The 25,261-nt window shown below is 73.2% G+C and carries 28 protein-coding genes; 11 read left to right on the top strand and 17 right to left on the bottom strand.

The genetic code is table 11. The features are described from left to right. Nucleotides 1-9: 9 nt before the first annotated feature. Nucleotides 10-444: an NfeD family protein gene (locus WD794_07730; GenBank protein ID MEX2290199.1), complete on the bottom strand. Its 435-nt coding sequence runs from the start codon at nucleotides 442-444 to the stop codon at nucleotides 10-12. Between the two features lie 48 nt (nucleotides 445-492). Here WD794_07730 and trmB point away from each other — a divergent pair, with 48 nt between their 5' ends. Then, a complete protein-coding gene (trmB, locus tag WD794_07725) occupies nucleotides 493-1,170 on the top strand; it encodes a tRNA (guanosine(46)-N7)-methyltransferase TrmB (protein MEX2290198.1) in 678 nt (225 codons plus the stop codon). A gap of 7 nt (nucleotides 1,171-1,177) precedes the next feature. Here the strand turns inward: trmB and WD794_07720 are convergent, their stop codons facing one another. Both WD794_07720 and WD794_07715 read right to left on the bottom strand, forming a co-directional pair. Further along, the gene (locus WD794_07720) at nucleotides 1,178-1,348 is read right to left on the bottom strand and encodes a hypothetical protein (GenBank protein ID MEX2290197.1); all 171 of its coding nucleotides are present in this window, start codon (nucleotides 1,346-1,348) and stop codon (nucleotides 1,178-1,180) included. Between the two features lie 361 nt (nucleotides 1,349-1,709). Continuing rightward, nucleotides 1,710-2,063 carry a hypothetical protein gene (locus WD794_07715; protein MEX2290196.1) on the bottom strand — a complete coding sequence of 118 codons (354 nt, stop codon included), beginning with the start codon at nucleotides 2,061-2,063 and terminating at the stop codon, nucleotides 1,710-1,712. A gap of 119 nt (nucleotides 2,064-2,182) precedes the next feature. Here WD794_07715 and WD794_07710 point away from each other — a divergent pair, with 119 nt between their 5' ends. Continuing rightward, entirely contained in the window at nucleotides 2,183-2,386 is a 204-nt protein-coding gene (locus WD794_07710; protein ID MEX2290195.1) for a hypothetical protein, read from the top strand. A gap of 27 nt (nucleotides 2,387-2,413) precedes the next feature. Here the strand turns inward: WD794_07710 and WD794_07705 are convergent, their stop codons facing one another. Further along, complete coding sequence (locus WD794_07705) at nucleotides 2,414-4,216, bottom strand: hypothetical protein (protein ID MEX2290194.1); 1,803 nt, start codon at nucleotides 4,214-4,216, stop codon at nucleotides 2,414-2,416. Nucleotides 4,217-4,256: 40 nt separating this feature from the next. Between WD794_07705 and WD794_07700 the strand changes: the two genes are divergently transcribed. Beyond that, nucleotides 4,257-5,129 (top strand): hypothetical protein, encoded by an 873-nt coding sequence (locus WD794_07700; GenBank protein MEX2290193.1) that lies wholly within the window; start codon nucleotides 4,257-4,259, stop codon nucleotides 5,127-5,129. A 333-nt stretch (nucleotides 5,130-5,462) separates the two neighbouring features. On the opposite strand, the gene WD794_07695 is transcribed toward WD794_07700, so the two are convergent. After that, the gene (locus WD794_07695; protein MEX2290192.1) at nucleotides 5,463-7,463 is read right to left on the bottom strand and encodes an APC family permease; all 2,001 of its coding nucleotides are present in this window, start codon (nucleotides 7,461-7,463) and stop codon (nucleotides 5,463-5,465) included. 112 nt (nucleotides 7,464-7,575) lie between these two features. Between WD794_07695 and WD794_07690 the strand changes: the two genes are divergently transcribed. Further along, nucleotides 7,576-8,244, top strand: coding sequence for a TrkA family potassium uptake protein (locus tag WD794_07690; protein MEX2290191.1), 669 nt, complete (start codon nucleotides 7,576-7,578; stop codon nucleotides 8,242-8,244). Further along, nucleotides 8,244-8,933, top strand: coding sequence for a TrkA family potassium uptake protein (locus WD794_07685; GenBank protein ID MEX2290190.1), 690 nt, complete (start codon nucleotides 8,244-8,246; stop codon nucleotides 8,931-8,933). The genes WD794_07690 and WD794_07685 overlap by 1 nt, the downstream gene beginning before the upstream one ends. On the opposite strand, the gene WD794_07680 is transcribed toward WD794_07685, so the two are convergent. From WD794_07680 to dut, 4 genes are read right to left on the bottom strand one after another with little or no spacing between them, the layout of a single operon-like run. Beyond that, nucleotides 8,926-9,579 carry a DUF3159 domain-containing protein gene (locus WD794_07680; protein MEX2290189.1) on the bottom strand — a complete coding sequence of 218 codons (654 nt, stop codon included), beginning with the start codon at nucleotides 9,577-9,579 and terminating at the stop codon, nucleotides 8,926-8,928. The genes WD794_07685 and WD794_07680 overlap by 8 nt on opposite strands. After that, nucleotides 9,572-9,940, bottom strand: a complete 369-nt coding sequence (locus tag WD794_07675) for an OB-fold nucleic acid binding domain-containing protein (GenBank protein MEX2290188.1) — start codon at nucleotides 9,938-9,940, stop codon at nucleotides 9,572-9,574. Before WD794_07675 ends, WD794_07680 begins: the two co-directional genes overlap by 8 nt. A 20-nt stretch (nucleotides 9,941-9,960) precedes the next feature. Continuing rightward, entirely contained in the window at nucleotides 9,961-10,701 is a 741-nt protein-coding gene (locus WD794_07670) for a DUF3710 domain-containing protein (protein MEX2290187.1), read from the bottom strand. Nucleotides 10,702-10,703: 2 nt separating this feature from the next. Beyond that, the gene (gene dut, locus WD794_07665) at nucleotides 10,704-11,168 is read right to left on the bottom strand and encodes a dUTP diphosphatase (GenBank protein MEX2290186.1); all 465 of its coding nucleotides are present in this window, start codon (nucleotides 11,166-11,168) and stop codon (nucleotides 10,704-10,706) included. 107 nt (nucleotides 11,169-11,275) lie between these two features. Between dut and WD794_07660 the strand changes: the two genes are divergently transcribed. From WD794_07660 to WD794_07645, 4 genes are all read left to right on the top strand, one after another. Continuing rightward, complete coding sequence (locus WD794_07660; GenBank protein ID MEX2290185.1) at nucleotides 11,276-11,875, top strand: DUF3093 domain-containing protein; 600 nt, start codon at nucleotides 11,276-11,278, stop codon at nucleotides 11,873-11,875. Then, complete coding sequence (locus tag WD794_07655; protein ID MEX2290184.1) at nucleotides 11,814-12,107, top strand: DUF4235 domain-containing protein; 294 nt, start codon at nucleotides 11,814-11,816, stop codon at nucleotides 12,105-12,107. Before WD794_07660 ends, WD794_07655 begins: the two co-directional genes overlap by 62 nt. Before the next feature lie 94 nt (nucleotides 12,108-12,201). Next, entirely contained in the window at nucleotides 12,202-13,410 is a 1,209-nt protein-coding gene (locus WD794_07650) for an alpha/beta fold hydrolase (GenBank protein MEX2290183.1), read from the top strand. Between the two features lie 14 nt (nucleotides 13,411-13,424). Next, a complete protein-coding gene (locus WD794_07645) occupies nucleotides 13,425-14,441 on the top strand; it encodes an MSMEG_6728 family protein (protein MEX2290182.1) in 1,017 nt (338 codons plus the stop codon). Here WD794_07645 and WD794_07640 read toward each other — a convergent pair. The 7 genes from WD794_07640 to glgC form a co-directional block, all read right to left on the bottom strand. Continuing rightward, complete coding sequence (locus WD794_07640) at nucleotides 14,423-16,345, bottom strand: hypothetical protein (GenBank protein ID MEX2290181.1); 1,923 nt, start codon at nucleotides 16,343-16,345, stop codon at nucleotides 14,423-14,425. The genes WD794_07645 and WD794_07640 overlap by 19 nt on opposite strands. Before the next feature lie 118 nt (nucleotides 16,346-16,463). Then, complete coding sequence (locus WD794_07635; GenBank protein MEX2290180.1) at nucleotides 16,464-17,201, bottom strand: hypothetical protein; 738 nt, start codon at nucleotides 17,199-17,201, stop codon at nucleotides 16,464-16,466. Nucleotides 17,202-17,205: 4 nt separating this feature from the next. Then, the gene (locus WD794_07630) at nucleotides 17,206-17,502 is read right to left on the bottom strand and encodes a DUF4193 domain-containing protein (GenBank protein MEX2290179.1); all 297 of its coding nucleotides are present in this window, start codon (nucleotides 17,500-17,502) and stop codon (nucleotides 17,206-17,208) included. A gap of 168 nt (nucleotides 17,503-17,670) precedes the next feature. Continuing rightward, nucleotides 17,671-18,477 (bottom strand): PHB depolymerase family esterase, encoded by an 807-nt coding sequence (locus WD794_07625; GenBank protein MEX2290178.1) that lies wholly within the window; start codon nucleotides 18,475-18,477, stop codon nucleotides 17,671-17,673. Between the two features lie 53 nt (nucleotides 18,478-18,530). Next, entirely contained in the window at nucleotides 18,531-19,112 is a 582-nt protein-coding gene (locus WD794_07620; protein MEX2290177.1) for a TetR family transcriptional regulator, read from the bottom strand. After that, nucleotides 19,109-20,368: an acyl-CoA dehydrogenase family protein gene (locus WD794_07615; GenBank protein ID MEX2290176.1), complete on the bottom strand. Its 1,260-nt coding sequence runs from the start codon at nucleotides 20,366-20,368 to the stop codon at nucleotides 19,109-19,111. Before WD794_07615 ends, WD794_07620 begins: the two co-directional genes overlap by 4 nt. A gap of 251 nt (nucleotides 20,369-20,619) precedes the next feature. Next, nucleotides 20,620-21,858: a glucose-1-phosphate adenylyltransferase gene (glgC, locus tag WD794_07610; GenBank protein MEX2290175.1), complete on the bottom strand. Its 1,239-nt coding sequence runs from the start codon at nucleotides 21,856-21,858 to the stop codon at nucleotides 20,620-20,622. A 31-nt stretch (nucleotides 21,859-21,889) separates the two neighbouring features. Here glgC and glgA point away from each other — a divergent pair, with 31 nt between their 5' ends. Beyond that, nucleotides 21,890-23,041 carry a glycogen synthase gene (glgA, locus tag WD794_07605; protein MEX2290174.1) on the top strand — a complete coding sequence of 384 codons (1,152 nt, stop codon included), beginning with the start codon at nucleotides 21,890-21,892 and terminating at the stop codon, nucleotides 23,039-23,041. Between the two features lie 98 nt (nucleotides 23,042-23,139). On the opposite strand, the gene WD794_07600 is transcribed toward glgA, so the two are convergent. Further along, nucleotides 23,140-23,946 carry an inositol monophosphatase family protein gene (locus WD794_07600; protein MEX2290173.1) on the bottom strand — a complete coding sequence of 269 codons (807 nt, stop codon included), beginning with the start codon at nucleotides 23,944-23,946 and terminating at the stop codon, nucleotides 23,140-23,142. Between the two features lie 109 nt (nucleotides 23,947-24,055). On the opposite strand from WD794_07600, the gene WD794_07595 reads away from it, so the two are divergent. After that, nucleotides 24,056-25,249, top strand: a complete 1,194-nt coding sequence (locus WD794_07595) for an acyl-CoA dehydrogenase family protein (protein MEX2290172.1) — start codon at nucleotides 24,056-24,058, stop codon at nucleotides 25,247-25,249. Nucleotides 25,250-25,261 lie beyond the last annotated feature (12 nt).

Genomic DNA, 25,261 nt, shown 5'->3' with positions numbered 1-25,261 from the left:
GGTAGGTGATCAGGGCAGATCGGGCGAGTAGACCAGCAGGGTGACGCCTTCGACAGCCGCCACGGTGACCGGGAGGCCCGCGTCGACCGGGGCGGTCCCGGCGTACGGCCGGGCACGCCACAGCTCACCGTTCAGCCGGACCTGACCGGACCCGTCGCTCACCCGTTCGACGACGACCGCCGTCGAACCGGTGAGCATCCGGGCGTCGGTGCGCCGGCCGTCGTCGCCCTTGTTCAGGATCCGCTGCACCGGCGGTCGCGCGAAGGCGAGCAGCACCGTCGACGTGCCGGCGAAGGCCACGGCCTGGCCGACCGCGCCGATACCGACGAAGGCCACACCTGCGGCCACGAGCGCGGCGACACCGAGCATGCCGAGGACGACGGTCAGCGTGAACAGCTCGGCGAGCACGAGACCCACCCCCATTAGCAGCCAGACCAGGTCCACGTCCGGACCCTATCCCCGACCCGGCGCCGCTACCCGGACAATCGGGCGATGGACACGTCGCTGCGGGAGCCGGTGCGCACCTACAAGGTGCGGCGGCGCGTCACCCTCGGGCAGCGGGAGGCGCTGGAGCGGCTGCTCCCGGTGTACGGCGTGCCGGTCGACGTGCGCGTCGCGGAGGCGTTCGGCCGACAGGCGCCGCTGGTGCTGGAGATCGGCTCCGGCATGGGTGAGGCGACGGCAGCCATGGCGGCCGCCGACCCGGAGCGCGACCTGCTCGCGGTCGAGGTGCACACCCCCGGCATCGGCAACCTGCTGCGGCTGGTGGACACGGCCGGCCTGACCAATGTGCGGGTCCTGGAGGCCGACGCACGCGAGGTGCTGGCGCAGCGGATCGGCCCGGGCGAGCTCGACGAGGTACGCCTGTTCTTCCCGGACCCGTGGCCCAAGTCGCGGCATGCCAAGCGCCGGCTCGTGACGGCGCAGTTCGCCGACCTGGTCGCGGACCGGCTGCGTCCGGGCGGGCGGCTGCACGTCGCGACGGACTGGACGGCGTACGCGGCGCAGGCGCTGGGGGTGCTGGCTGCGCATCGGGCGTTCGACATCGTCTCCCGGGAGCGCGGTGCCCGCCCGCCCACCCGGTTCGAACAGCGCGGGAGCGACGCCGGCCGCGCGTCGTACGACCTGGTGGCCGTGCGGCGGGGGTCGTCGGACGACCGGATCGTCTGAGACCGGCTCAGCCGTCGTCGTCCGGCGCGGGCTCCTGCACGTCGTCGTGACGGTGCTGCTGCGCGAACAACCGGATCTGCTCGGCGAAGGACTCGTGGGGATGCAGTCGGCCGCGTTCACGACACAGCCGGCAGACGGCGTCATAGCTGTCGGCGACACCGTCGTTCGCGTAAGCCACGAAGATCCGCCCGATGCCAGCTACTCCTCACTCCCGCGCCCGCAGGTCGAGGATCGCGGCCCGGGGTGAACTCAAGTCTGCCACTGCGGGCAACCGTCGTGGTGCGACTCCGGGGCGCGGTCCTCGGGATGCAGGTCGTAGAACTGACGCAACGCACGAACCGGTAGTCCCGGTGGCACCACGCACGAGCGGCCACAGGTCTGGCAGTGCACGACGACGTCGTCACCATCGAACGAGACGTCGATTTCAGGACACATCCGCCGCGCGCTCCTGGGCTGGAGAAGGGTGACGGTGCAGATTGGTCTGACACCGTGCACCCGACGTTAGGCGTAAAGACGTCTAGCGGCGCAAGACGCCTGTGTCAGCCCCCGGACAGGCCACCGCCGTCCGCCGACCGCGGGGCATCGGCCCGACGCCGTGCGGACGCGACCAGCTGCTGCGCGCGGGCCTTGGAGACATCCAGGATGCGCGCGATGTCCTCGTAGGAGTAGCCCTGCTCGCGCAGGGACAGCACCGCGTCGAGCCGAGCGGACTGCAAGGTCCGCGCGATGCCCGACACCTCCGTCAGGATCTGGTTGAACAGGCGAGCCTGCAGTACGGCATCGGCTTCGAGGGCGCTGTCCATCGTGGTCAGCAGGTGGATGCGCACGCCACGGGCCCGCTCGCTCGCGGCCACGAGCAGCTGCTCGAAATGGGCGGGATCGGGCCGTGGCATGGGACAACCCTACGGACCACAGGCGGTCCCGGGGGACATGCGGCGGCGCGGGCTGCGGATCAGGCGCCCTTGTGCTGAACTGCAGGAGCGGGTTCGGCAACTCGGGTCGGGGGGGCACCATGACGGGGACGTCCAGCCCGGTGCAGCTGTCGTCGTGGATCCGTTCCCCGCGGCTGCTGCTCATCCCGCTCGCTCTGATGCTGCTGCTCGAGGGCGGACGCGCCGTCTGCCGGCTGGTGCAGGCCACGATCCCGCTGACCGGCGTGTTCGTGCCGCTGCCGGTCGAGGACGCGGTCGCGCTCACCGCCCACCGGGTCCGCTGACGCCCTTGGTCAGCAGGTACCCAGGGGTCAGCAGGTGCCCAGCATCGCCTTCAGCGCGTCCAGCTCGGCCTGCGTCACCGACAGCTCCCAGCGCTTCTTCACGCCGGCCCAGTCCCGGGCGTACTGGCAGCGGCTGCTCTCGAGCGGCGGCTGCCAGGCGTCCGGCGCCCGGTCCGCGCGGTCGGTGCTCACGTCCGTGCCCACCACGAGCAGGTGCTCGGCGGCGGCCAGGTCGTTGGCGTAGGCCTGGCGGCGGGCGGTGTCCCAGGCGTGCCCGCCGGAGGCGTGCGCCTCGGTCAGCGGCACGAGGTGCTCCACGGTGACTTCGACGGCGGAGGAGTGCTGGTCTCCGGTCCACGCGTCGTCCCACAGGCCCTCGAGGACGGAGCAGCCGTCCCCGCTCAGCGTCGCCTCGAAGATCGACTCCATCGAGAGCACCTCCTGCGCCGTGTCCTGGCAGTCGCCGTCGGCGTCGGTCCAGTGCGGCCAGCCCGCGGCGTCGTACGGGGCGCTGCTCCGCGGCGCCACCCGCAGCCCCTGCAGCTCGGCGGGCAGCGCGCCGTCGGAGGTCGACGGACCGGTGAACCAGCCCGCCACGTCGGCCAGCAGGTGGGTGCTGCGCAGGGTGTAGAGGGTGACCAGGCCGCCCTCCCCGAGGGTGGCGACGGCGGCGTTGGCGACCGTCTGGCCCGGACGCTCGAGGTTGAGGTTGGACGAGCCGCCGAGGGTGCCCGAACCGGTCGGCAGGACCTGCACGAAACCGCCGGCGATCGGGAGCGTGGCGGTCACGTTGAGCACGACGCTGCTGACCCCGCTCGTCGGGATGCCGGCGCGGCCGAGGGGCGCCACCTGGACCTGGGCGGCGTCGCCGGGCTTGCTGCCGCTGCGGGTGTCGAGCAGCCGCTCGGGCGCCACCGGGACGAACAGGCCGTTGCCGGACGGCGCGGTGCTGTCGTCGGTGAACCACCCGGCGACGTCGGCCAGCACGTGCGTGCCGCCGGAGCTGTAGACGTCGACGGCGCCGGAGTCGCCGACGGGGACGACCACCAGATTGGCGACCGTCTGCCGGGCCACCACGTTGAGGTTGGACGACGCACCGGCAGCAGTGCTGCCCGCCGACGGGACGACCTGCACGAACCCGGCGACAGGCGCGCCGGTCGCGGTGACGTTCAGCGCCACCGCCGAGACGCCGGAGGCGGGCACACCGCCGCGGCCGGTGACCTGGACGGTGGCCGCCTGCTGCTTGCCCAGCGGCCCCTTCGGGGCGCCGAGCCCGCTGCGGGTGTCCAGGATGCGCGCGGGCGTCAGCGGCCGGTACCGCCCTGCGGCCGTTTCCCCGGACAGCGTGAAGTAGCCGGAGACATCGGCCAGCAGGTGACCGCCCCCGTGCGTGTAGAGGGTCACCCGGCCACCGTCGCCGACCGGCGCCGTCACCAGGACCGGCACGGTCTGACCGACGCTCTGCACGTTGAGGTTCGAGGAGGAGCCCTCGGTGGCGCGGCCCGTCGGGTAGACCTGCACGAAGCCGGGGCCGGTGGCCGCCGTGAGGGTGACGTTGAGGACGACCGCTGTGACGCCCGAGGTGGGGATGCCGCCGGTGCCGGTGACCTGCAGGACCACCGAGCCCTTCGGGGCCACCTTCGCCTGAGCGGCGCCGAGGCCGGAGCGGGTGTCGAGCACGCGGGTCGGCGGCAGCGGAACGAACCGGGAGGTGGCGTCCGCGGCCGCGGTCGGCTCCGTCGCCGGCTCCGTCGCCAGGGCTGCGGGGCCGGCTGCGAGGACCGCAGCGAGCAGGACGGGCAGGACAAAGAGGCGACGGGAAGCGGGCATGTTCCTACCCTCGGCCGTTCGGCCCGGGACCCTGAGTCCTGTGCCCCGGAGGTCGGCCGGAACGGGGCGCCAGGATCGCGACCAGCTCCACGTGCTCGGTCATCCCTCGGGCCGCGCCGGCCTGCACCGGCACCGTTCGCACGAGCTGGAGCCGGTCGACTTCTGCCTGATCGCGTCCGAGGCGGTGGAGGCGGTCGGCGCCGAGGCGCTGCGGTGGCCCGGTGCCACGGCGGTCGAGGTGGCGGCCGAGGGGGACCAGCGGGTGGTCACGGTCAGCGGCCGTCGGGTGCAGCCGCCCGAGGTCGAGGCCGGGCTGGTCGTCGAGGATCGCCCGCTCCGCGCTCCGCACGGCCTGCGGCACACCGTGCTCGGCCGCTCGTACGAGGTGGCGGCCGGCGGCTTCTGGCAGGTGCACCCAGGGGCGGCCGACGTGCTGGTGCAGGCGGTCCTGGACGGGCTGGACCCGCAGCCGGGGGAGCACGCCGTCGACCTCTACGCCGGGGTCGGACTGTTCGCTGCGATCCTGGGCGAGCGGGTCGGCGTGCAGGGCTCGGTGCTCGCGGTCGAGTCCGACCCGCGGGCCTGCGCGGACGCCGCCCGCAACACCGCCGACCTGCCCCAGGTGCGGATCCGGACGGCGGCCGTCGACGCGGCGCAGATCCGCCGGCTCGGTGCGCCCGACCTGGTGGTGCTGGATCCGCCCCGCGCCGGAGCCGGCATCGATGTCACGCGGGCGCTGGCCGCCCTGCGCCCGCGCAGGACGGCGTACGTCTCCTGCGACGCGGCGTCGTTCTCGCGCGACCTGCGGGTGCTGCTCGATGCCGGCTGGGTGCTGGAGGACCTGCGCGCCTTCGACCTGTACCCGACCGCCAGCGCAGGCCGTCCACGTCGCCCGGCACTGCCTCGACCGTGACGGACCGTTCCACCCTGCCGACCCGTCGTAGCTGCTCCTGCACCTGCTGCGCCTTGAGCTGCCGCTGCACCGGGAGGGCGACGTGCTGCCAGTCGCAGCCGCCGCAGCGGCCCGGCCGGGCATACGGGCAGGGCTGCTCGACCCGGTCCGGCGAGGCTGAGAGGATCTCGACCGCGTCGGCGCGCAGGAAGTGCTTGGTCCGGCTGGTGATCCGCGCGCGGACGCGCTCACCGGGCAGGGTGTGCCGGACGAAGACCACCCGCCCGTCCCCGGCCCGGGCCACGCACGCGCCACCCGCGGCGACGGCACCGATCTCGAGGTCGACGAGCTCGCTCACGCCGGCTCGTCGACGCCCGGACGGCGGATGTCGCCCGGCGAGGAGCCGGCGTCGTCGTCGCGCCGACGATCCGAGGACCGCAGCTGGTAGGCGACGCTGGTCACCATCACGCCGGGCTGGAACAGCAGCCGACCCTTGAGCCGCAGCGCGCTCTGGTTGTGCAGCAGCTGTTCCCACCAGTGACCGACGACGTACTCCGGGATGAAGACGGTGACCACGTCGCGCGGGCTCTTGCGGCGCAGGTCGCGGACATACTCCAGCACCGGCCGGGTGATCTCGCGATAGGGCGAGTCGAGGACGGTCAGCGGCACCGGGATGTCCCGGCGCTCCCACTGCTCCTGCAGCTGCGCGGTGTCGTCCGGGTCGACCGACACTGTCAGCGCGGTCAGGTCGTACGGCCGGGTGGCCCGGGCGTAGGCGAGCGCACGCAACGTCGGGGCGTGCACCTTGGAGACCAGCACGATCGCGTGGTTGCGGCTCGGCAGCGGCACCAGCTCGTCCTCGGGCTCGAGCTCCTCCGCCACCCGCGTGTAGTGGCCGTGGATGGCCCGCATCAGCACGTACAGGATCGGCATCGCGATGAGCACCAGGTAGGCGCCGTGGACGAACTTGGTGACCGTGACGATGACCAGCACGATGCCGGTGAGGCTGGCGCCGGTGACGTTGATGGCCCGGCTGCGGAGCACGCCGCGGCGTTGGTCGCTGGTCACCGAGCCGCTGTTGAGCAATCGGTTCCAGTGCCGCACCATCCCCGTCTGGCCGAGGGTGAACGCGGTGAAGACCCCCACGATGTAGAGCTGGATGAGCCGGCTGACGTCGGCGTCGAAGACCACGATGAGCAGGCCGGCGAAGGTGGCCAGCAGCAGGATGCCGTTGCTGTAGACCAGCCGGTCGCCACGGGTGTGCATCTGACGTGGCAGGTAGCGGTCCTGGGCGAGGATCGAGCCGAGCAGCGGGAAGCCGTTGTAGGCCGTGTTGGCCGCCAGGACGAGGATCCCGGCCGCCATCACCTGCAGAGAGAAGAACGGCAGGCTGCCGTCCCCGAAGACCGCGGCGGCCAGCTGCGCGATCACGCTGCGCTGGACCTCGTCCTCGCCGAAACCGGGGAACTGCCGCTGCGGATCGCCGGAGTACCGGACCTGGGCGAGCACGGCCAGCGCGGTGATCCCGGCGAACATCGTGATCGCCAGGCCGCCCATCAGCGCCAGCGTGGTCGCGGCGTTCCTGCTCCGGGGCCGGCGGAAGGCGGGTACGCCGTTGGCGATGGCCTCGACGCCGGTCAGCGCCGTGCAGCCGGTGGCGAACGCGCGCAGCGCCAGGAAGGCGAAGGCGAGCCCCGTCATACCGGCCTTGCCCTGTTCGGGGACCACCTCGTAGGCGGCGCTCTCGGCGACGGGCGTGTCACCGAAGGCGGTCCGCAGCAGCCCGTACCCGATCATCGCCAGCACGCCGAGGACGAAGCCGTACGTCGGTATCGCGAAGGTCTTGCCGGACTCCTTCACGCCGCGCAGGTTCATCGCCGTCAGGAACGTGACCAGGCCCAGCGCCAGCGCGATCCGGTGGTCCGCCAGCCCCTGGAAGGCCGAGATGATGTTGTCGACGCCGGCACTGACGGAGACCGCCACCGTCAGGACGTAGTCGACGAGCAGGGCGCTGGCGACGACGCCGCCGGCCCGGTGCCCGAGGTTCTGCGACGCGACCCGGTAGTCACCGCCGCCGCTCGGATAGGCGTGCACCAACTGCCGGTAGGACGCCACCACGACAGCCAGCAGCACGACGACGCCGGCGGCGAGATAGGGCGTCAGGTACAGATAGGCCAGGCCGCCGAGGGTCAGCACGACCAACAGCTCCTGGGTGGCGTACGTGACACTCGACAACGGGTCGCTGGCGAAGATCGGCAGGGCCAGCCGCTTGGGCAGCGCCTGCTCGCCCTGCCGGTCGCTGCGCAGTGCACGCCCGACGACGATCCGCTTGACGACGTCGTTGAGGGCGGACACGAGGGGAGAGGGTACGGCCGATCGACGCCACGCCCGGCGCCCGACCTGCCGGGCGCGTGTAGCGTCCTGCTCGGCCCGCCGAGGCGGCGGGCGATCGCCGAGAGGGATGGCCGTGCACGTCGTGATCATGGGCTGCGGCCGGGTCGGCTCGGCCCTGGCCCGTGAACTCGAGGACCTGGGCCATTCCGTCGCCGTCATCGACCGCGACGCCGGGGCCTTCCGTCGACTGTCGGCGGATTTCGCGGGCATCCAGGTGCTCGGCGTCGGTTTCGACCGGGACACCCTGCTGGAGGCCGGCATCGACCGGGCGCACGCCTTCGCGGCGGTGTCGAGCGGCGACAACTCCAACATCATCGCTGCCCGCGTCGCCCGCGAGACGTTCGGCCTGGACAACGTCGTCGCCCGCATCTACGACGCCCGGCGCGCCGCCGTCTACCAGAAGCTCGGCATTCCGACGGTGGCCACGGTCCGCTGGACGGCCGACCAGGTGATCCGCCGGCTCCTGCCGCAGGGCGAGGCCACCGAGTGGCGCGACCCCAGCGGCCGGATCGTGCTGGCGGAGCTGGCGTACCACCCTGCGTGGGTCGGGCAGCGGGTTCCCCGGCTCGAGGAGGCGACCGGGGCGAGGGTGGCCCTGCTGACCCGGCTCGGCGACGGGATGCTGCCCCACGCGCAGACGGTGCTGCAGGAGGGTGACCTGCTGCACGTCATGGTGCAGGGCGACCGGGTCGAGGAGGTGGTCGCGGTGCTGGCGGCCGCGCCGCAGGCAGGAGAGCAGTAGTGCGCGTCGCCATCGCGGGGGCCGGCAACGTCGGCCGTTCCATCGCCGCCGAGCTGCTCGGCAACGGCCATGAGGTGCTGCTCATCGAGCGCGAGCCGCGCGCGTTGAAGGTGGACACCGTCCCCGCGGCGGAGTGGTTGCTGGCGGACGCCTGCGAGCTGGACACCCTGGTCACCGCGCGGCTGCAGACCTGCCAGGTCGTCGTCGCCGCCACCGGTGACGACAAGGTGAACCTCGTCGTCTCGCTGCTCGCCAAGACCGAGTTCGGCGTCGACCGCGTCGTCGCGAAGGTCAACCACCCCAAGAACGAGTGGCTGTTCAACGAGTCGTGGGGCGTGGACGTGTCGGTGTCCTCACCCCGGCTGCTCGCGGCGGTGGTCGAGGAGGCCGTCTCCGTCGGTGACCTGGTGCGGCTGCTGACCTTCCAGCGCGGAGAGGCCAACCTGGTCGAGTTGACCCTGGCCGACGACGCCCCGCTGGTCGGCCGGCTCGTGGGCGACATCCCCTGGCCCACCGACAGTGCGCTGGTCGCGATCCTGCGTGAGGGCCGGGTCGTGCTGCCGACGCCCGACGCGGCGCTCGAGGGCGGCGACGAGCTGCTGCTCGTGGCGACCACCGAGGTCGAGAGCGAGCTGGACGCCCTGCTCGGCGGCCACCCGCCGCGGCCCCGCCGCGGCCCCGTCAGCTGACCGCGGCGGTACGGGCGCGCGCCCGCCTGACATATGCCACCGTGAGCGCCACCGCCCCGATCGTCAGCGGCCAGCCCATGAGCAGTCGTGCCGCGGCGAGCAGCCCCGGCCGGTCCATCAGGTAGAGGCTGCCCTGCACCACCGCGCGGGAGGCAAACACCAGCGCCCAGCCGACCGACGCGACAGCGAAGATCCGGCGCAGCCGCGGGTCCTCCCGCCAGCGCTTGTCCAGTCCGTCGATCGCGGCGTAGATCGCCCCGACCAGCGGTCGGCCGACCAGAGCCGAGCCGAGGAAGACCAGGCCGTACGTGATGTTGATGAAGATGCCGGGCAGAAAGAAGCCACGGGCCTCGCCGGAGCGCCGCGCGAAGAACACCGCGATCGCCAGGCCGAGAAAGCCCGAGATGGCCTGCTGCAGCGTCTCCCTTCGCACCAGCCGCAGGAGGACGACCGTCAGCCCGACGGCGACGGCGGAACCGAGTGCGGCGTCGAGCGCGACCGACCGGGACGCGAAGGGCTGCACCAGCGAATGGACGAGGACGAAGACGACGGCAGGCAGGCCGCTGTCGAGGAGCCCGCGTTTGCCGCCGAGGGCATCGACGAGCGCGGGCTTGGCCGCGGGCGCGCCGGAGAGGGTGTCAGACAACGGCCGGCCGCAGCTCGTACTCCACGTTGTACAGCGTCGGACGGCCGTCGTGCACCGTCATGCGACCGCGGGCCACCAGGGACCGACCGCACTCGATGCCGCCGATCCGCCGCCGGCCCAGCCAGATCAGCATCACCGAGCCGGTGCCGTCGTAGAGCTCCGCCTCCAGCGTCGGCACCCCCGCGCGCGGCCGCAGCGTGACCGCGCGCAGAGTGCCCGCCACGCACACCGGCTCACCTCGCAGGCACCGCGAGACCGCGGTGGCGCCGGCCGAGGCGGCCTCGCCCTGCAGCACGCGACCGGCGATCTCGTCGTCCTCCTCGGTGAGCCGGGCAAGGGCCCGGCGGAAGCGTCCTGACACGGGGACAGCCTACGTCCGGATCAGCGCAGCTCGCTGATCTCGGGGCCGCGTTCGGGCGGCGGAAGCGGCGCCGACTCCGCCGAGGCGGAGGCGGTCGCCGCGGCCGCGACCTCCTTGGGCAGCCGCAGCGGCAACGGGTCACGCACCGCCATCGCCTCGCCGCCGCGCACGACGACGACGCGGCGCAGCGCGGCGAGCAGCGGTTCGGCCGCCTCGACGTCGGTGGCGCCCGGCCCGGTGATGAGCGCGCGCAGGAACCACCGCGGCCCGTCGATGCCGACGAAGCGGGCGGGAGCGAGGGCCGTGCCGCCGCCGTCCGGGACCTCGGTCGGGACCTGGGCGTGCAGCTCGGCGCCGTACGGGCCCTCCCCGTCGGTGGCCCCTCCGCCGCTGGCGCGCAGCGCCTCGGCGATCTCGCTGCGCACCTCCGCCCAGATGCCGGAGCGGCGCGGCGCGGCGAAGGCGTTGACCTGCATCGCGCTCTGCCCCTGGACGAGGGTGGCTGCGACCACCTCACCCTCCGGGCTGACGTCGACCCGGACCTCGGTGTCGGGCAGGACGGGCACCCGCAGCCCCCCGAGGTCGATCCGGTTCAGCTCGTCCTCCGGCGCGTCGGCCTCGTCCCAGGGACCCTGCGGAGGGGCTTGCGCGGGCAGCAGATCCTCGATCGGCAGCTCCTCGGAAGCCGCCTCGACGGCCTGCTCGTTCGAGGCGTCCGGCTCGGTCGAGGCGGCCGGCTCGTTCTTTCGGCGACGGAACACGCTCACCCTCCAGTTCCTGCTGCGGCGGCACGGCGTCCGGTGGAGCCGTGCCCGCCCGTGCCGCGTGCGGACGGCGGCAGCTCGCCGACCTCCTCACGCCACACGACGTGCTCCACCCGCTGGACGACCAGCTGGGCGACCCGGTCCATGCGCCGCAGCCGCAGCACCTGCCGGGGGTCGTGGTTGATGACGATCATCTGGACCTCGCCCCGGTAACCGGCGTCGATCGTGCCCGGAGCGTTCACCAGCGACACCCCGTGGTGTGCGGCCAGCCCGGAACGCGGGTGGACGAAGGCGGCGTATCCCTCGGGGAGCGCCAGCGCGAGGCCGGTCCGCAGGACGACCCGCTCCCCCGGCGCGACGTCCGCGTCCTGGGTGGTGACCAGGTCACAGCCCGCGTCGCCGGGGTGGGCGTAGCCCGGCAGGGGGACCTCCGGGTCGAGTCGGCGCACGGAGACCTCGAGCACCGGTGCACCGCCCTCCTCGCGCTCGTTGGCCCGGGATCGGGCCGGGAACGACCGTACCCGCGCCCCGCCGTACCGTCGGCACCGCGACCCGACCGGAAGGCACGTCTGTGAGCGACTACGAGGAAAGGCTCGTCGCGCCGTCCCTGTGGTGGGCCGGTGCGCTCGGCCTGGCGCTACTCGGGGCGGCCGCCCTCCACGGTGGCGGGGACGGTCCCCGCGCCGTGCTGCCGTATGCCCTGTTGCCGGTGCTCGCGCTGACGGGCGTCGCGCTGGCCTCCCGCGGCCGGGTCCAGGTGGCGGAGGGGGTGCTGCACGTCCCGGGGGCCAGGATCCCGCTCGCACACGTCGGAGCCGTCACGCCGCTGGACCGCGAGGCCACCCGGCGGGTCCGCGGCCCGCTGGCCGAGCCACGGGCCTACGTCGTCACCCGCGCCTGGCTGCCCCGCTCGGTGCGGGTGCAGGTCGCGGACCCGGAAGACGACACCCCCTACTGGCTGGTGGGTACCCGCGACCCGCAGGCGCTGACCGCCGCGCTGGTGCATGAGCAGCACGCAGCCGACGAGAGCGCTGCGCGCACGTGTCCGCCACACCGGTCGCGGGCAGGGGCCGCTGGGACGACCAGGGGCGAGCGAGAGGGACCGGACGATGGCGATCGGATCGAAGCTGGTGGGCATCGCGACCGGGCTCGTGGCGCGCAAGGTCAGTGACAAGCTCATCAGCACCGTGTGGCACAGGACCAGGCACACCGACCCGCCCAGTTCGCCGGCAGCGCCCGGCACGCCGTGGGCCGAGGCCGTGTCGTGGGCCGCCGCGAGCGGCATCGCCCTGGGCGTCGCGCGGCTGCTGGCCACCCGCGGCACCGCGACCGCGAAGATGAAGCTGACGGGCAAGGCGCCGCAGGGGCTGGAGGGACCGGGCGGTCGGCGCGCCCGGTCCTGAGTTCTCCCCAGCGGGCGACCCCGTGGAGGCTTCGCCACTGTGACCGGCGACCTGCCGCAGGTACCTCCAGCGGCTGCTGGGTAGCGTCAAGCCGATGACCACCGTGGCCTCCGCCCTCGGCGCAGACCTCGACGCGCTGCTGACCAGCCGGCTGCGACGCGGCCTCGAGGGCACCGTCCTGGAGCGACGCACCGCCACGATCGTCTTCGACGCGACCGACGGCGGCGTGTGGACCGTCGAGATCGACGCCGGCCGCGGCCGGGCCCGGCGCGGCGTCACGCCCCGCCCCACGCTCGTCGTCCGCAGCGGGGCCGACACCCTCGCGGAGGTCGTCCGCGGCACCACCTCCGGCGTCGCCGCCTTCCTCGACGAACGGCTCACGGTGCGTGGCGACCTCGCGCTGGCCCTCCAGCTGGACGGGCTCTTCTCCCCCGAGGACCCGGTCCGGCCGGCCCACTTCGCCCGCGCGCTCGAGACGACCGCGATGGGTGTGCGGACCGGCTATCTCGAGGCCGGCGCCGAGGACGCCCCGCCGGTCCTGCTGCTGCACGGACTGGGCGCCACCAACGCCAGCGTGCTGCCGGTCCTCGGCGACCTGGCCGTCGACCACCGCGTGCTGGCCCCCGATCTGCCCGGCTTCGGCGCGAGCGCCGCGCCGCGGGTGCCGTACAACGCTGCCTGGTTCGCCGCCTGGGTGCAGGCCTTCCAGCGGGCCACCGGCAGCCGCGGTGCCGTCCTCGTCGGCAACAGCCTGGGCGGCCGGGTGGCGCTGGAGTGCGGCCTGGCGCAGCCCGGCTCGGTCCGCGCCCTGGTGTTGCTGACGCCCTCGCCGGCCTTCCGGCGGCTGCGCCAGTGGGTGCCGCTGGTGCGCTTCGCCTCCCCCGAGTTGGCCCGCCTCCCGGTGCCGCAGAGCCATCGGCTGGTCGTCGAGGGCATCCGCGCGATGTTCAGCGACCCGGACCGGCTGCCCCGCTCGTGGTACGACGCGGCCGCCGACGAGTCGATCCGGGTCCTGCGTGACCGCGCCCACCGGATCGCCTTCTTCAGCGCCGCTCGGCAGATCTACCTCGAGGACGCGTACGGCAGGAACGGCTTCTGGCAGCGGCTGCCGGGGCTGCTCCCGCCGGCGCTGTTCCTCTGGGGGGACCGCGACCGGCTGGTGCCGCCCTCCTTCGCCCGGCACGTCGCCAACTCCCTGCCGAGCGCCGGGCAGGTCGTGCTGGAGGACTGCGGCCACGTCCCGCAGTTCGAACACCCCGAGGAGACGATGGCGATGATCCGCGGATTCCTCGAGCACGTGTAGGGCACCGATCGGGGGTGCAGACGTTCCTCCCCTATCCCGACCTGCGGGCCAGCTGCGTCGTGCTCGACGACCGGCGGCTCGGCAAGCAGCGGGTCGAGACCTTTCAGATCCTGCGCGCGCTGACCTGGCCGTCGTACGCCTGGAAGAACCACCCGGCGGTACGGATGTGGCGCGGCTTCGTCCCGGGGCTGGTGGAGTACGGCCTGGCCAACTGCCGGGAGTGGACCCGGCGCGGCTACGCCGACACGGTCGCCGCACAACTTCTCGCCTGGACCGGCGGCGCCGAGCCGGTCGGGGCGCCGCTGCCGCCGTGGTTCGGGCTGGAGGCGCTGCACCTGTCGCACCGCTCGTCGCTGCTGCGCAAGGACCCGGCGCACTACCGGCCGATCTTCGGCGGCGAGCCCGACGACCTGCCCTACCTCTGGCCGCCCAGCGTGTTCCCGCGCTGGCCGGTCCGTACCGGCGGGGCCGGCGTGCCGGTGGACCAGGCCGTCCAGCTGCTCGGCTTCGAGGCGCCCAGGCCGGGCCAGGCGGAGGCGGCCACGGCCGCGGCGCACGGCCTGGACGTCCTGCTGGTGGCCCGGCCGGGCAGCGGTGGCTCATCCGGCGCGCTGCTGGCCGGACTCGCCACGCCGGGCCGCACGCTGTGGGTGAGCCCGCCCTGGGGGCCGCCGGCCGGGCCGGTGCCCGACGTGCCGCTCCCGCCGCCACGGGTGCGGCAGGCCGGCGGTGCGCGGCCGGCGACGCGCGCCCAGCCGCCGGGCGAGCAGGACCTGGCGGCGATGCGGGCGGAGGCGGCGGAGCCGGACTTCGTCTTCGCAGCGCCCTCGGGCCTTGCTCCGGTCGAGCGGCTCGGTCTGGTCGTGGTCGACCGGGCAGACGAGCTGTCGGCCCGCGAGGCGGCCGCCATCACGGCCGTGCGCGACGGCTGCCCGATGCTGCTCGTCGTCCCGCGGGCCGACGCCGGGCAGCGGGCCGTCCTCCGGGACCGCTTCGGGCTACGGTCCCCGGCTCAGGTGACGGTGTCCTGACGCCCGCGCCAGCGCCGCACCAGGTAGGCCAGCGGCAGGACCAGCAGCGCGAGCGCCGCGAGGGCGAGGTCGGCTCCGGTCGCCGGCAGGGTGCCGGTGCCGGTCCCCGGCGGGGGTGCCGCCACTGCGGGCTGCTCCTGCGCCGGCGGCGCGCCGACCGGTGCCGGTGCGGCTCCGCCCGGCTGGACCACCGCCGCCGAGAGCAGGTTGGACGGGCCGGTCCAGGAGAAGACGTCCAGGCCGCGGGCGGTGCCCTCGCCGAGCGCGAAGCTGCTGCTCACGAAGTAGTAGGTCTTCGTCCCGTCCCCGTGGTCCACGCTCTTGAAGACCTCACTGGCCCACGTGTTGGCGCCCGGAAGGCGGTAGGCCGCCGTCTCCGTGAACGTCCACCGGCCGGCGGCGTCCACCGTGTAGTCGACGATCTTGGTGCCGCCGTCGTAGTAGGCGGCGATGACGCGGGCCTCCCCGGGCACCTGCTCGATGACGTGGATCGTGCAGAACGTCGGTGAGGGGGTCGGCGACGTGCCGATGAAGATCGCCTTCTTGCCGTCGACGGTCCGGGCGTAGACCGGCTTCGCCGGGTCGGAGATGTCGAAGACGTGCAGTCCGCCGTTGCCGATGGGGTTGTCCAGTCCCGGCGCGCAGGTCGCCCCCGGCGGGACGACGCCGCCGCCGCGCTCGTCGGTCACGAACATGAAGCGGCCGCCGAGCGCCGGGTCGTTCTCGTGGCTGACGGCGACACCCTCGTCGGAGCGGACGACGGTGTTGGTGTTGCAGGTCAGGGCCGGCACCGGCGAGCAGTCCCGGCCGGGGTGGTTGACGGTCGTGACGATCCTGGCGCCCTGTGCCGCGGGACTGCCCAGCGCCGCGTAGGCGTCGAGGGACTGCTGCGCAGTCGGGTTCGCCGTCGTGACGCCCTCGGGCCTCAGGGCGCAGTCGGTCACGGTGGCGCCGGTGGTCGTGCCCTCCGTCAGGGTGCACGGCAGGGGGGTGCCCCGCACCTTGCCACTGGCGTCGAACAGGCCGCTGACGTCGACGACGAAGGAGGCGTTGAGCCCGGCGCAGTAGAGCCGGTCCGGCGCCGCGGTGATGTCATGGCAGCTGGCCGGTTCGGTGAGCGTGCCGTCGGCGAGAACTTTGGAGGAGACCTCGTCGGCGTAGTCGATCCGGGTGACGACCGGCCTGCAGAGCGCGCGCTTCTGCTCGAGTGTCCTGCCGGCCAGTCCGAGGCAGGACCGTGCGTCGACGACGTCGATCCAGGTCGTGGCCGCGAAGTCCGCCTGGTTGTTGTAGAGGATGCCGGGGCGCGTCGCGTCTGCCGTGACGGTGTGGGACAGGCCGTTGAAGCGCAGCAGTGCGATCTCGCGCGGCTCGAAGCCGTCGGTCCCGAGTCCGGTGACGTCAATGATCTCGAGCCCGCCGCCGGGCGTGTCGTGGCAGCGGCCGATCGCGTCGGTGGTGTCGACGAGCAGCTCGGTCTCCACGCGCGGCACCGCCTGCACGTCGTGCTGCAGCCCCGTGGCGGAGGTGTTGAGTGCGCAGCGGGCCGAACCGTGGTCGGCGACAACCCGCGGCGCGACCTCGCCGGCGGCGTCCGTCAGCTGCAGGATGCGCTGTCCGACGAAGCCCGGCGTCCCGTCCGGCGCCTGGCCCAGGGTGCCCGCCGAGACGTAGTCGATCCCGTTCTTGCGAAAGACCTCCAGGTCGGTCCCCTGCATCGGGCCGTAGTTGCCGAGGAAGGTCCAGTTCCCCTCCCCCGCGGTCAGCGCGGGGCTCCCGCTCTGCGGCAGGACCGGGCTCAGCGGGGCGCCGGGGTCGGTGTGGTCGGCCAGGGCCGTGCCCGGCGCGAGCAGCGCGAGGCAGCCCGCGGTGAGGGCGGCAGTGAGGCGCAGGCAACGGCGCACGGAGGGCTCCTTCGGCGGGCGGGCGGCGGTCGAGTGCTGAATACGACGTGCCGGCCGGATCCCCTGCCCACGGAGATCGAGCGGTGAGATTCCGGCGGTGCTCCGGCCCTCCCGCGGTTCAGCCGCGGGAGGGCCGGAGCTCCGCGACCAGGGCCTCGCCGAGCCCGCGGGTCTCGCGCCGGTTGAGCTCGGCACCGGCTACCGCTCCGGTCAGCAACGGTGCCATCGTCGAGACGTTGCGGGCCAGCCGGCGAACCAGGCGACGGCGCAGCTGCCGGCGTGCAGCGGCGGCGAGCACCACGCTGACCGCGGGCAGGCCGGCCGCAGGATCCAGGCCACGGGTGGCCGCCCAGGCAGTGACGTACGCCGCCATCACCTGTGCCGGCGGGCCCACCGGCGCCTTGCCGTAGACGACGTGCAGCTCGGCGACCAGCTTCAGCTCAAGCGCGACGACTGCCAGCGTCTCGGCCGTGAGCTGCACCGGTGCGGCGAGCAGTGTCAGGGGCGCGGCGTGCTGGAGGGCGGCCAGGGCGCCGCCGGCCGCCCCGACTCCGGCGGTGGCCAGCGTCGCGGCGCGCACGAGGGCCTCCGCAAGCTCGTCCCCGGACAGCCCGCCGTGGTGGGCCCGCAGGGTGGACAGGTCGCGCACCGGGACGTGCGGCGCGATCTCGGTCACGAGGTCGGCCAGCCAGCGGCCGGACACGGCAGCACGGGCACCGGACACGCGGAAGCCGTCGGCGAGCAGCCCGGTCAGTCGAGCGAGCAGCCGCCCGCGCGCCGCGACGTCGAGGTCGCGCTCGGACAGCCGGCCGACGAGCTCGCCGACCTCCTCGCGGCGGAGCAGCTCACCGCCCATCGGGCTACGCGCACTCCTTGCAGATGAGCCGCCCGCCCTTGTCGGAGTCGAGCTGGCTGCGGTGGTGCACGAGGAAGCAGCTGCTGCAGGTGAACTCGTCGCTCTGCTTCGGTAGGACGCGGACCGTCAGCTCCTCGCCGGACAGGTCGGCGCCCGGCAGCTCGATCGCCTCGTTGAGGTCGGCCTCGTCGACGTCCACGCTGCTGGACTGCGCCTCGGCGCGGCGCGCCTTGAGCTCCTCGAGGCTGTCCTCGGGCTCGTCGGCGTCGGACCGGCGAGGCTGGTCGTAGTCGGTCGCCATGCTCAGGGGCTCCTTCGTCTTGTCTCCGGCGCGTGCACAACGTCCGGAGGGCCTGTTCTGTGCCCGCAGTCGCTGACCGTGCCCGGACGGCCGGTCGGCCGTCCGAGCGCCAGAGGGTAGCGGCCCCGTCGGCGGCGCTCCCGACCGCAGCTGCCGGGGGCTGGCGGGTCAGCTGCCGGGGGCCAGCCGGCCGAAGCGCCAGAACTCCGCCGTCGCGTCCACCGCGTCACCCGGCTCGGTCCAGCGGTGTCCATAGCCGATCAGCTTGCGGATCGTGATGTCACTGCCGGGCGCCGCGTCCTGGATCGTCGGCACCGGGCGCAGGAACGCCCGCAGCTTCTCGGAGTACTCCGCGCCGTCGTAGGGCACCGCGGTGTCCTTCTCCCCGTGCAGGTGCAGGGCCCGGATCCGGCCCGCACAGCGTGGGATCTCCAGGGTGCCGCTCATGACACCGACCGAGTCGATCAGGTCGGGCCGGTCGCAGGCCAGCCGGTAGGCCATCATCGCGCCGTTGCTGAAGCCGACGACGGAGATCCGCCCGGCGCCGCGCGACCGCAGGTCGTGGACCACGTCGGTGAGGAAGGCCACGTCGTCGACCTCCTGCGCGACCGCCTCGCCGCAGCACAGCCCGGCATTGAAGGACCGGCGGACGCCGACCGGGTAGGCCACCAGCACGCCGTCCCGGTCGGCGAGGGCGTTGAAGCCGGTGCTGCGGGCAGCATCGGCCGGGTCGGACAGCAGCCCGTGCAGGACCAGCATCGCCGGCCGGCCCTCGGCCAGCCGCGGCGTACGCCGCAGCAGCGGCGGCGTGTGCAGGACGTAGGCGCGGCCATCGCCGAGCACCACCCGGTCGTCGCTGCCGACGGTCACCGGGTCGAGCGCGCCGGCCAGCGGCGCGACCGCACCGACGCCGAGCACGAGGAGCAGCAGGGTGCCCGCGACGACACTGCGACGGGACCAGGGCAGCCGTCGCACCACCTGGCACCCCGCTTCCTGCTGGACCGACCTGCAGCGGCAGTCTTCCACGATCAGGCCGTGGCGTACGCACCGAACAGCAGATCCGCCAGCTCGGCGACCAGCTCTGCGCGGGTGCACTCCCCGGTGTCCAGCCACCACTCGCCCGATGCCTGCACCATCCCGACGACGCCGTGCGCCCAGGCGGCGGCCCGCACGGGCGGGACGCCGGTCTCGGCTGCCATGCCGACGGCGAGCAGCGCCGACAGCCGTCGGGCGAAGGACCGCACCTGAGACTGGGCCGACGCTGCCTCGTCCGAGTGCACCAGGAAGCGGTAGACCTGCGGCTCGTCCTCGATGGCCGACAGGTACGCGTCGATCGTCCGCTCGACCCGGTCACGACGGGTGCGTCCGACCTCGAGCGCCTCCTGCAGCATGCCCAGCAGGCGGCCGGTGTAGCGATCCGCAAGAGCGGCGTACAGGCCGCCCTTGTCGCCGAAGTGGCGGTAGAGGATCGGCTTGGTGATGCCGGCCTCGGCGGCGATGGCTGCCATCGAGGCGGCTGGGCCGTCCCGCCGCACGATCCGGTCGGCGGCGTCGAGCAAGGCCTCGCGGCGGGTCGCCCGGTCGGGCAGCCGGACCGGCGCCTGGCTCATGGGATCTGGTGCCCGGAGATGGCGCGGCTGATGATGAGCCGCTGGATCTCGCTGGTGCCCTCGAAGATGGTGTAGATCTTCGCGTCGCGGTGCCACCGCTCGACGGGGTACTCCCGGGTGTAGCCGTTGCCGCCCAGGATCTGGATCGCCTTCTCGGTCACCTCTACGGCGGTCTCGCCGGCGTAGAGCTTGCTCATCGAGCCCTCGCCCGCCGTGAACGGGACGTTGTTCTTGCCCATCCACGCCGCGCGCCAGACGAGCAGGCGGCTGGCGTCGAGCTTGGTCTTCATATCGGCCAGCATGAACGCGATCCCCTGGTTCTCCACGATGGGGCGACCGAACTGCTCACGCGTCCTGGCGTAGTCCAGCGCGTACTCGTAGGCGGCGCGGGCGATGCCCACCGCCTGCGCGCCGACGGCCGGTCGGGAGGACTCGAAGGTGGCCATGGCGGCCTGTCCGCCCTTGGCGCGGGTGCTCCGGACCTGCTCGCCGCGCGCGAGCGCAGCGGCCCGCTCCCGGGCCCGAGCCAGCCGCTCGTCGAGGATGTTCTTGTCCCCCAGCAGCGCCGAACCGGGCAGGCGCAGGTCGTCGAGGATGACCTCGCTGGTGTGACTGGCCCGGATGCCGTGCTTCTTGAACTTCTGCCCCTGCGACAGACCCTTGCCCTTGAACTCCGGCCCGACCACGAAAGAGGCCTGGCCGCGGGCCTTCAGCGCCGAATCGACCGCCGCGACGACGACGTGCACGTCCGCGATGCCGCCGTTGGTGATCCAGGTCTTGACGCCGTTGAGGACCCACTCGTCACGGGCCTGGTCGTAGACGGCGGTGGTCTTCATGCTGGAGACGTCTGAGCCGGCATTGGGCTCGGAGACGGCCAGGGCCGCCAGCTTGACGTCGTCCTCGGTACCGAAGCACTGCGGCACCCATTCGCCGATCTGGTCCATCGTGCCGTTGGACAGGATGCCCGCGACGCCGAGCGTCGTGCCGACGAGCGACAGGCCGATGCCTGCGTCACCCCAGAACAGCTCCTCCATCGTGATCGGCAGGCTGATGCCGCTCTCGTCCGCCCAGGCGTTGGCGAAGAAGTCCAACGAGTAGATGCCGGCCCGCGCCGCCTCCTGGATCACCGGCCAGGGCGTCTCCTCGCGCTCGTCCCATTCGGCGGCCGCCGGGCGGATGACGTTCTCGGAGAACTCGTGCAGCCACTTCTGCAGCGTGGTCTGGTCCTCGGTCAGCTCGAGGGTGAAGCCGGGCATAGGTCGCTCCTGGGTCTGGCGGCAGTGAGTGTTACCGGCGGTAACGGTGCTCTCCCGTCCGCCTGCTGTCAAGGGCTCGCACTGTCCGGTCGCCTGCTCCCGCCTCAGCCGAGGTCTGCAGCAGCGCCCGCGCCTCCCGCAGCGTCAGCCCGTTAACGCTCAGCGCGAGGGCCCCGAGCAGGACGGTCAGCAGAGCAGGACGCAACATCCTCCGACCGTACGGACCCCACACCCGCACGCCGTCCCGGCGGCTACGCCACCACCTGCTGGCCCTTCCCGACCACGACGATGCCGCTGTCGGTCACCGTGAATCCACGTGCGCGGTCGCGTGCCGGGTCCACCCCCACCTCGGCGCCCGGCCACACGACCACGTTCTTGTCGAGGATGGCCTTGTGCACGACCGCGCCCTGCCCGACGTCGACATTGTCCATCAACACGCTGCCCGACACCTCGGACCCGCTGTGCACACGCACGCCGGGTGAGACGACCGAGCGCCGCACCCGGCCACCAGAGATGATCACGCCCTGCGAGACCAGCGAGTCGACCGCCTGACCGACCCGCCCCTCCTCCTCGAAGACGAACTTCGCCGGTGGCAGGGCGGGCGAGGTGGTCAGGATCGGCCACTGCCGGTTGTAGAGGTTGAACACCGGATGGATCGAGACCAGGTCCATGTGTGCGTCGTAATAGCTGTCGAGGGTCCCGACGTCGCGCCAGTAGCCGCAGTCCCGGTCGGTCGATCCGGGCACGTCGTTGTCGCAGAAGTCGTAGACCTGCGCGTCGCCGGCGGCCACCATGCTCGGGATGATGCTGCCGCCCATGTCGTGCGCCGAGGCCTCGTCCTCGGCGTCGCGCCGGACCGCGTCGAGCAACGCCTCGGTGGAGAAGACGTAGTTGCCCATGGACGCGTAGACGGTGTCGGGGTCGTCCGGCAGGCCCGGCGGGTCCGTCGGCTTCTCGAGGAACGCCTCGATCCGCCGGCCGTCCGGCGCCGGCGAGATGACGCCGAAGCCGTGCGCCTCCGCCCGCGGCACCCGCAGGCCGGCCACCGTCACCCCCGCACCGCCGGCGATGTGCTGCTCGACCATCTGCCGGGGATCCATCCGGTAGACGTGGTCGGCGCCGAACACCACGATGTGGTCGGGCTCCTCGTCGTAGACCAGGTTGAGCGACTGGTGGATCGCGTCGGCGGAGCCGCGGAACCACTGCGGCCCGAGCCGCTGCTGCGCGGGCACCGGGGTCACGTAGTTGCCCAGCAGCGCGGACATCCGCCAGGTCGTGGTGATGTGCCGGTCGAGCGAGTGCGACTTGTACTGCGTCAGCACCACGATCCGCAGGTAGCCGGCGTTCACCAGGTTGGACAGCACGAAGTCGATCAGGCGGTAGATGCCTCCGAAGGGCACGGCGGGCTTCGCGCGGTCGGCGGTCAGCGGCGCCAGGCGCTTGCCCTGCCCGCCGGCGAGGACGATGCCGAGGACCCGATGCGCGCGCATGCGTGGAGTCTGTCCCGATAACGTTCGCCGTATGCGGATCGGCGTGCTGACGCGTGAGTGGCCCGACGAGATCTATGGCGGCGCCGGGGTCCACGTCGAGCACCTCGTGCGCTTCCTGCGGGCCGAGGGGGCAGAGGTGGACGTCCACTCCTTCGGCGGTACGCAGGACGGGGCGGTGGCCCACACCCCGGATCCGCGGCTCGCCTCGGCCAACCCCGCTCTCCAGGTGCTGTCCACGGACCTGTCCATCGCGGCCGGGACAGGTGGCTGCGACGTCGTGCACTCCCACACCTGGTACGCCGACCTGGCCGGACACCTGTCGGCACTCCTGCACGGTCTGCCGCACGTCGTGACGACGCACTCGCTCGAGCCGCACCGGCCGTGGAAGGCCGAGCAGCTCGGCGGCGGCTACGCGATCTCGAGCTGGGCAGAACGGACGGCGGTGCTGGCCGCCGACGCCGTCGTCGCAGTGAGCCAGGGGATGGCCCGCGACGTCCTCGCGTCCTATCCGGAGCTGGACCCGGACCGGGTACACGTGGTCCACAACGGGATCGACGCACGCACCTACGCGCCGGTCGCGGCCACCGACGTCCTCGAGCGGTACGCCGTGGACCCGGCGGTGCCGTACGCCCTGTTCGTCGGGCGCATCACCCGGCAGAAGGGGTTGGCGCACCTGCTCCGGGCCGCCAAGGACCTGCCCGGCCAGCTGGTCCTGTGCGCCGGCGCGCCGGACACGCCGGAGATCGCCGCCGAGACCGAGCGACTCGTCGCCGAGCTGCAGGCCGCGCGCGGCGGGGTCGTGCTCATCTCGCAGATGCTGCCGAAAACCGATGTGGTGCAGCTGCTCTCGCACGCGACCGTCTTCGTCTGCCCCTCGGTCTACGAGCCGCTGGGGATCGTCAACCTCGAGGCGATGGCCTGCGGGACGGCAGTCGTCGCCAGCGCGGTCGGCGGCATCCCCGAGGTCGTCGTCGACGGCGGGACGGGGCTGCTGGTGCCGTACGACGAGAGCGATCCACGCGGCTTCGAGGCGGCGCTGGCGGGGTCGGTGGCGGAGCTGCTGGCCGACCCTGCGCGCGCCGCCGCGATGGGCCGGGCCGGACGCGACCGGGCGGTGGCCGACTTCGGCTGGGACACGATCGCCCGCCGGACGCTCGAGGTCTACGCCGCCGTCCTGCGCTGACGGGCCACCGCGCGCCCGCCCGTGATCCACGCGAACCGTGATCCACGCGAGCTTTGAGGTGCATCTCGAGCCCGGATCCACCTCGAAGCTCGCGTGGATCACCCCATCGGGTCGCGGTCGGCGTCCAGGCCGGCGAGCAGGTCGTGCAGCGCGTCGTAGACGCCGGGCGCCGCGGCCAGCACCATCGGCGCGCCGGGGCCGACGCCGCGCAGCCCGCCCACCCGCGCGCCGGCCTCGGTGGCGATGAGCAGCCCGGCCGACATGTCCCACGGCGACAGGCCCTGCTCGTAGTAGCCGTCCACCCGCCCGGCGGCGACCGCGCACAGGTCCAGCGAGCCGGCGCCCATCCGGCGCAGGTCACGCACCGCCGGCAGCACGGTCGGGAGCAGCGCTGCCTGCGCCGCGCGCCGTGCGGCGTCGTAGCCGAAGCCGGTGGCGACCAGCGCCTGCGCCAGCTCCGTCACGCCGCTGCACCGCAACGGGGTGCCGTTCAGCGCCGCGCCACCCCCTCGTACGGCGGTGAACAGCTCGTCGTGCGCGGGGTTGAACACGACCCCGGCCTGAGCCCGCCCCTGGACCTCCACCCCGATCGAGACGGCCCACTGCGGGAGCCCGTAGAGGTAGTTGACGGTGCCGTCGATCGGGTCGACCACCCAGCGCACCCCGCTGGTGCCGACGTCGGCGGCGCCCTCCTCACCGAGGATGCCGTCGCCGGGGCGGGCCGCCCGGATGCCGTCGACGAGCAGGGTCTCGCTGGCCCGGTCGGCGGCGGTCACCACGTCGGTAGGGGTGGACTTGGTGTCGTGGCCGCTCAGGGCGCTGTGCATGGACAGCGCCAGCGCACCCGCCTGCCGGGCGAGGTCGACGGCCAACTCGAGCAGGGCACGGGGATCGGGTCCGGTCATCTCCGCAGTCTGCCGGTAGCTCGCGGGGGTGCTGTGGCACCGGCCGGCGTCATGCGCTAGAACGTCATTCGGTTTTGTCGCCTCCGCCCCCTCCGAGAGAAGGCCCGCCGTGGACCTGCGCTTCAGCGCCCAGGACGAGGATTTTCGCCGCGAGCTCCGTGCCTGGCTGGACGCGAACCTTCCGGCGGAGATGCGCGAACCCGCCTTCTGGGCCGGCAAGGGCAGCGACGAGTCCTTCGAGCTCCGCCGCGAGTGGGAGGCGCGCAAGGCCGCAGCCGGCTTCGCCGGGATCCAGTGGCCCACCGAGTACGGCGGCCGTGGCGGCACACCGACGATGAAGGCGATCTACGACGAGGAGATGGCCAGGGCGGCGGCGCCGTCGACGGTCAACCCGCTCGGGCTGGCCTTCCTCGCACCGACCGTCATGGCCATCGGGACCGACGCGCAGAAGCGGGACATCATCCGGCCGCTGCTGCATTGCGAGACCATCTGGTGCCAGGGCTTCTCCGAGCCCGGCGCGGGCTCGGACCTGGCGGCCATCTCGATGCGGGCCGAGCCGCAGGGCGAGGAGTACCTGCTCAACGGCCAGAAGATCTGGACCACGAACGCCCTGCACGGCGACAAGATCTTCACGATGGCGCGGACCGGCACGCCGGACGGCGGCAAGCGGCACGCCGGCATCTCGATGCTGCTGGTCGACATGCACCAGCTTGGCGTCGAGGCGCGCCCGCTCAAGCAGATGACCGGCGCGAGCGAGTTCGGCGAGGTCTTCTTCACCGACGCCACCTGCCCGAAGACCGACGTGCTCGGCGGCGAGGGCAACGGCTGGGCGACGGCGATGCTGCTGCTGTCCTTCGAACGCGGCAGCTCCGCGATCGCCCAGTACACCGAGTTCCGCCGGATGTGGGACGAGGTCGTCGGTGTCGCCGCCCGGATGGACAGGGACGGCCGCCCGGCCGTGGAGGACCCGGTGCTGCGCCAGGAGCTCGCCGCCGCGCTCATCGAGTTGGAGTGCCTGAAGTACCACTCCTGGCACGTGCTGACCCAGACCTCGAACGGCCGGGACCTCGGCTTCGAGGCGTCGATGACCAAGATCATGTGGTCCGAGACCTTCCGCCGCGTCTCCGACGTCTACGAGAAGGTCGTCGGCACCGCCTTCGCGGTGCCGAAGCCACGCCCGGACCTGTCGCTCGAGGAGCTCACGACCACCGCCATGTGGTCCCGCAGCTGCACCATCTGGGGCGGCTCACAGCAGGTCCAGCGCACCGTCGTCGCCGAGCGCGTGCTCGGCCTCCCCCGCTAGCACAGGAGAGCG

The sequence above is a fragment of the Mycobacteriales bacterium genome (assembly GCA_040902655.1).
Classification (GTDB): Bacteria; Actinomycetota; Actinomycetes; order Mycobacteriales; family SCTD01; genus SCTD01.
Note: the sequence above shows the minus strand (reverse complement) of the source record. Positions and strands in the feature narration are given on the sequence as shown.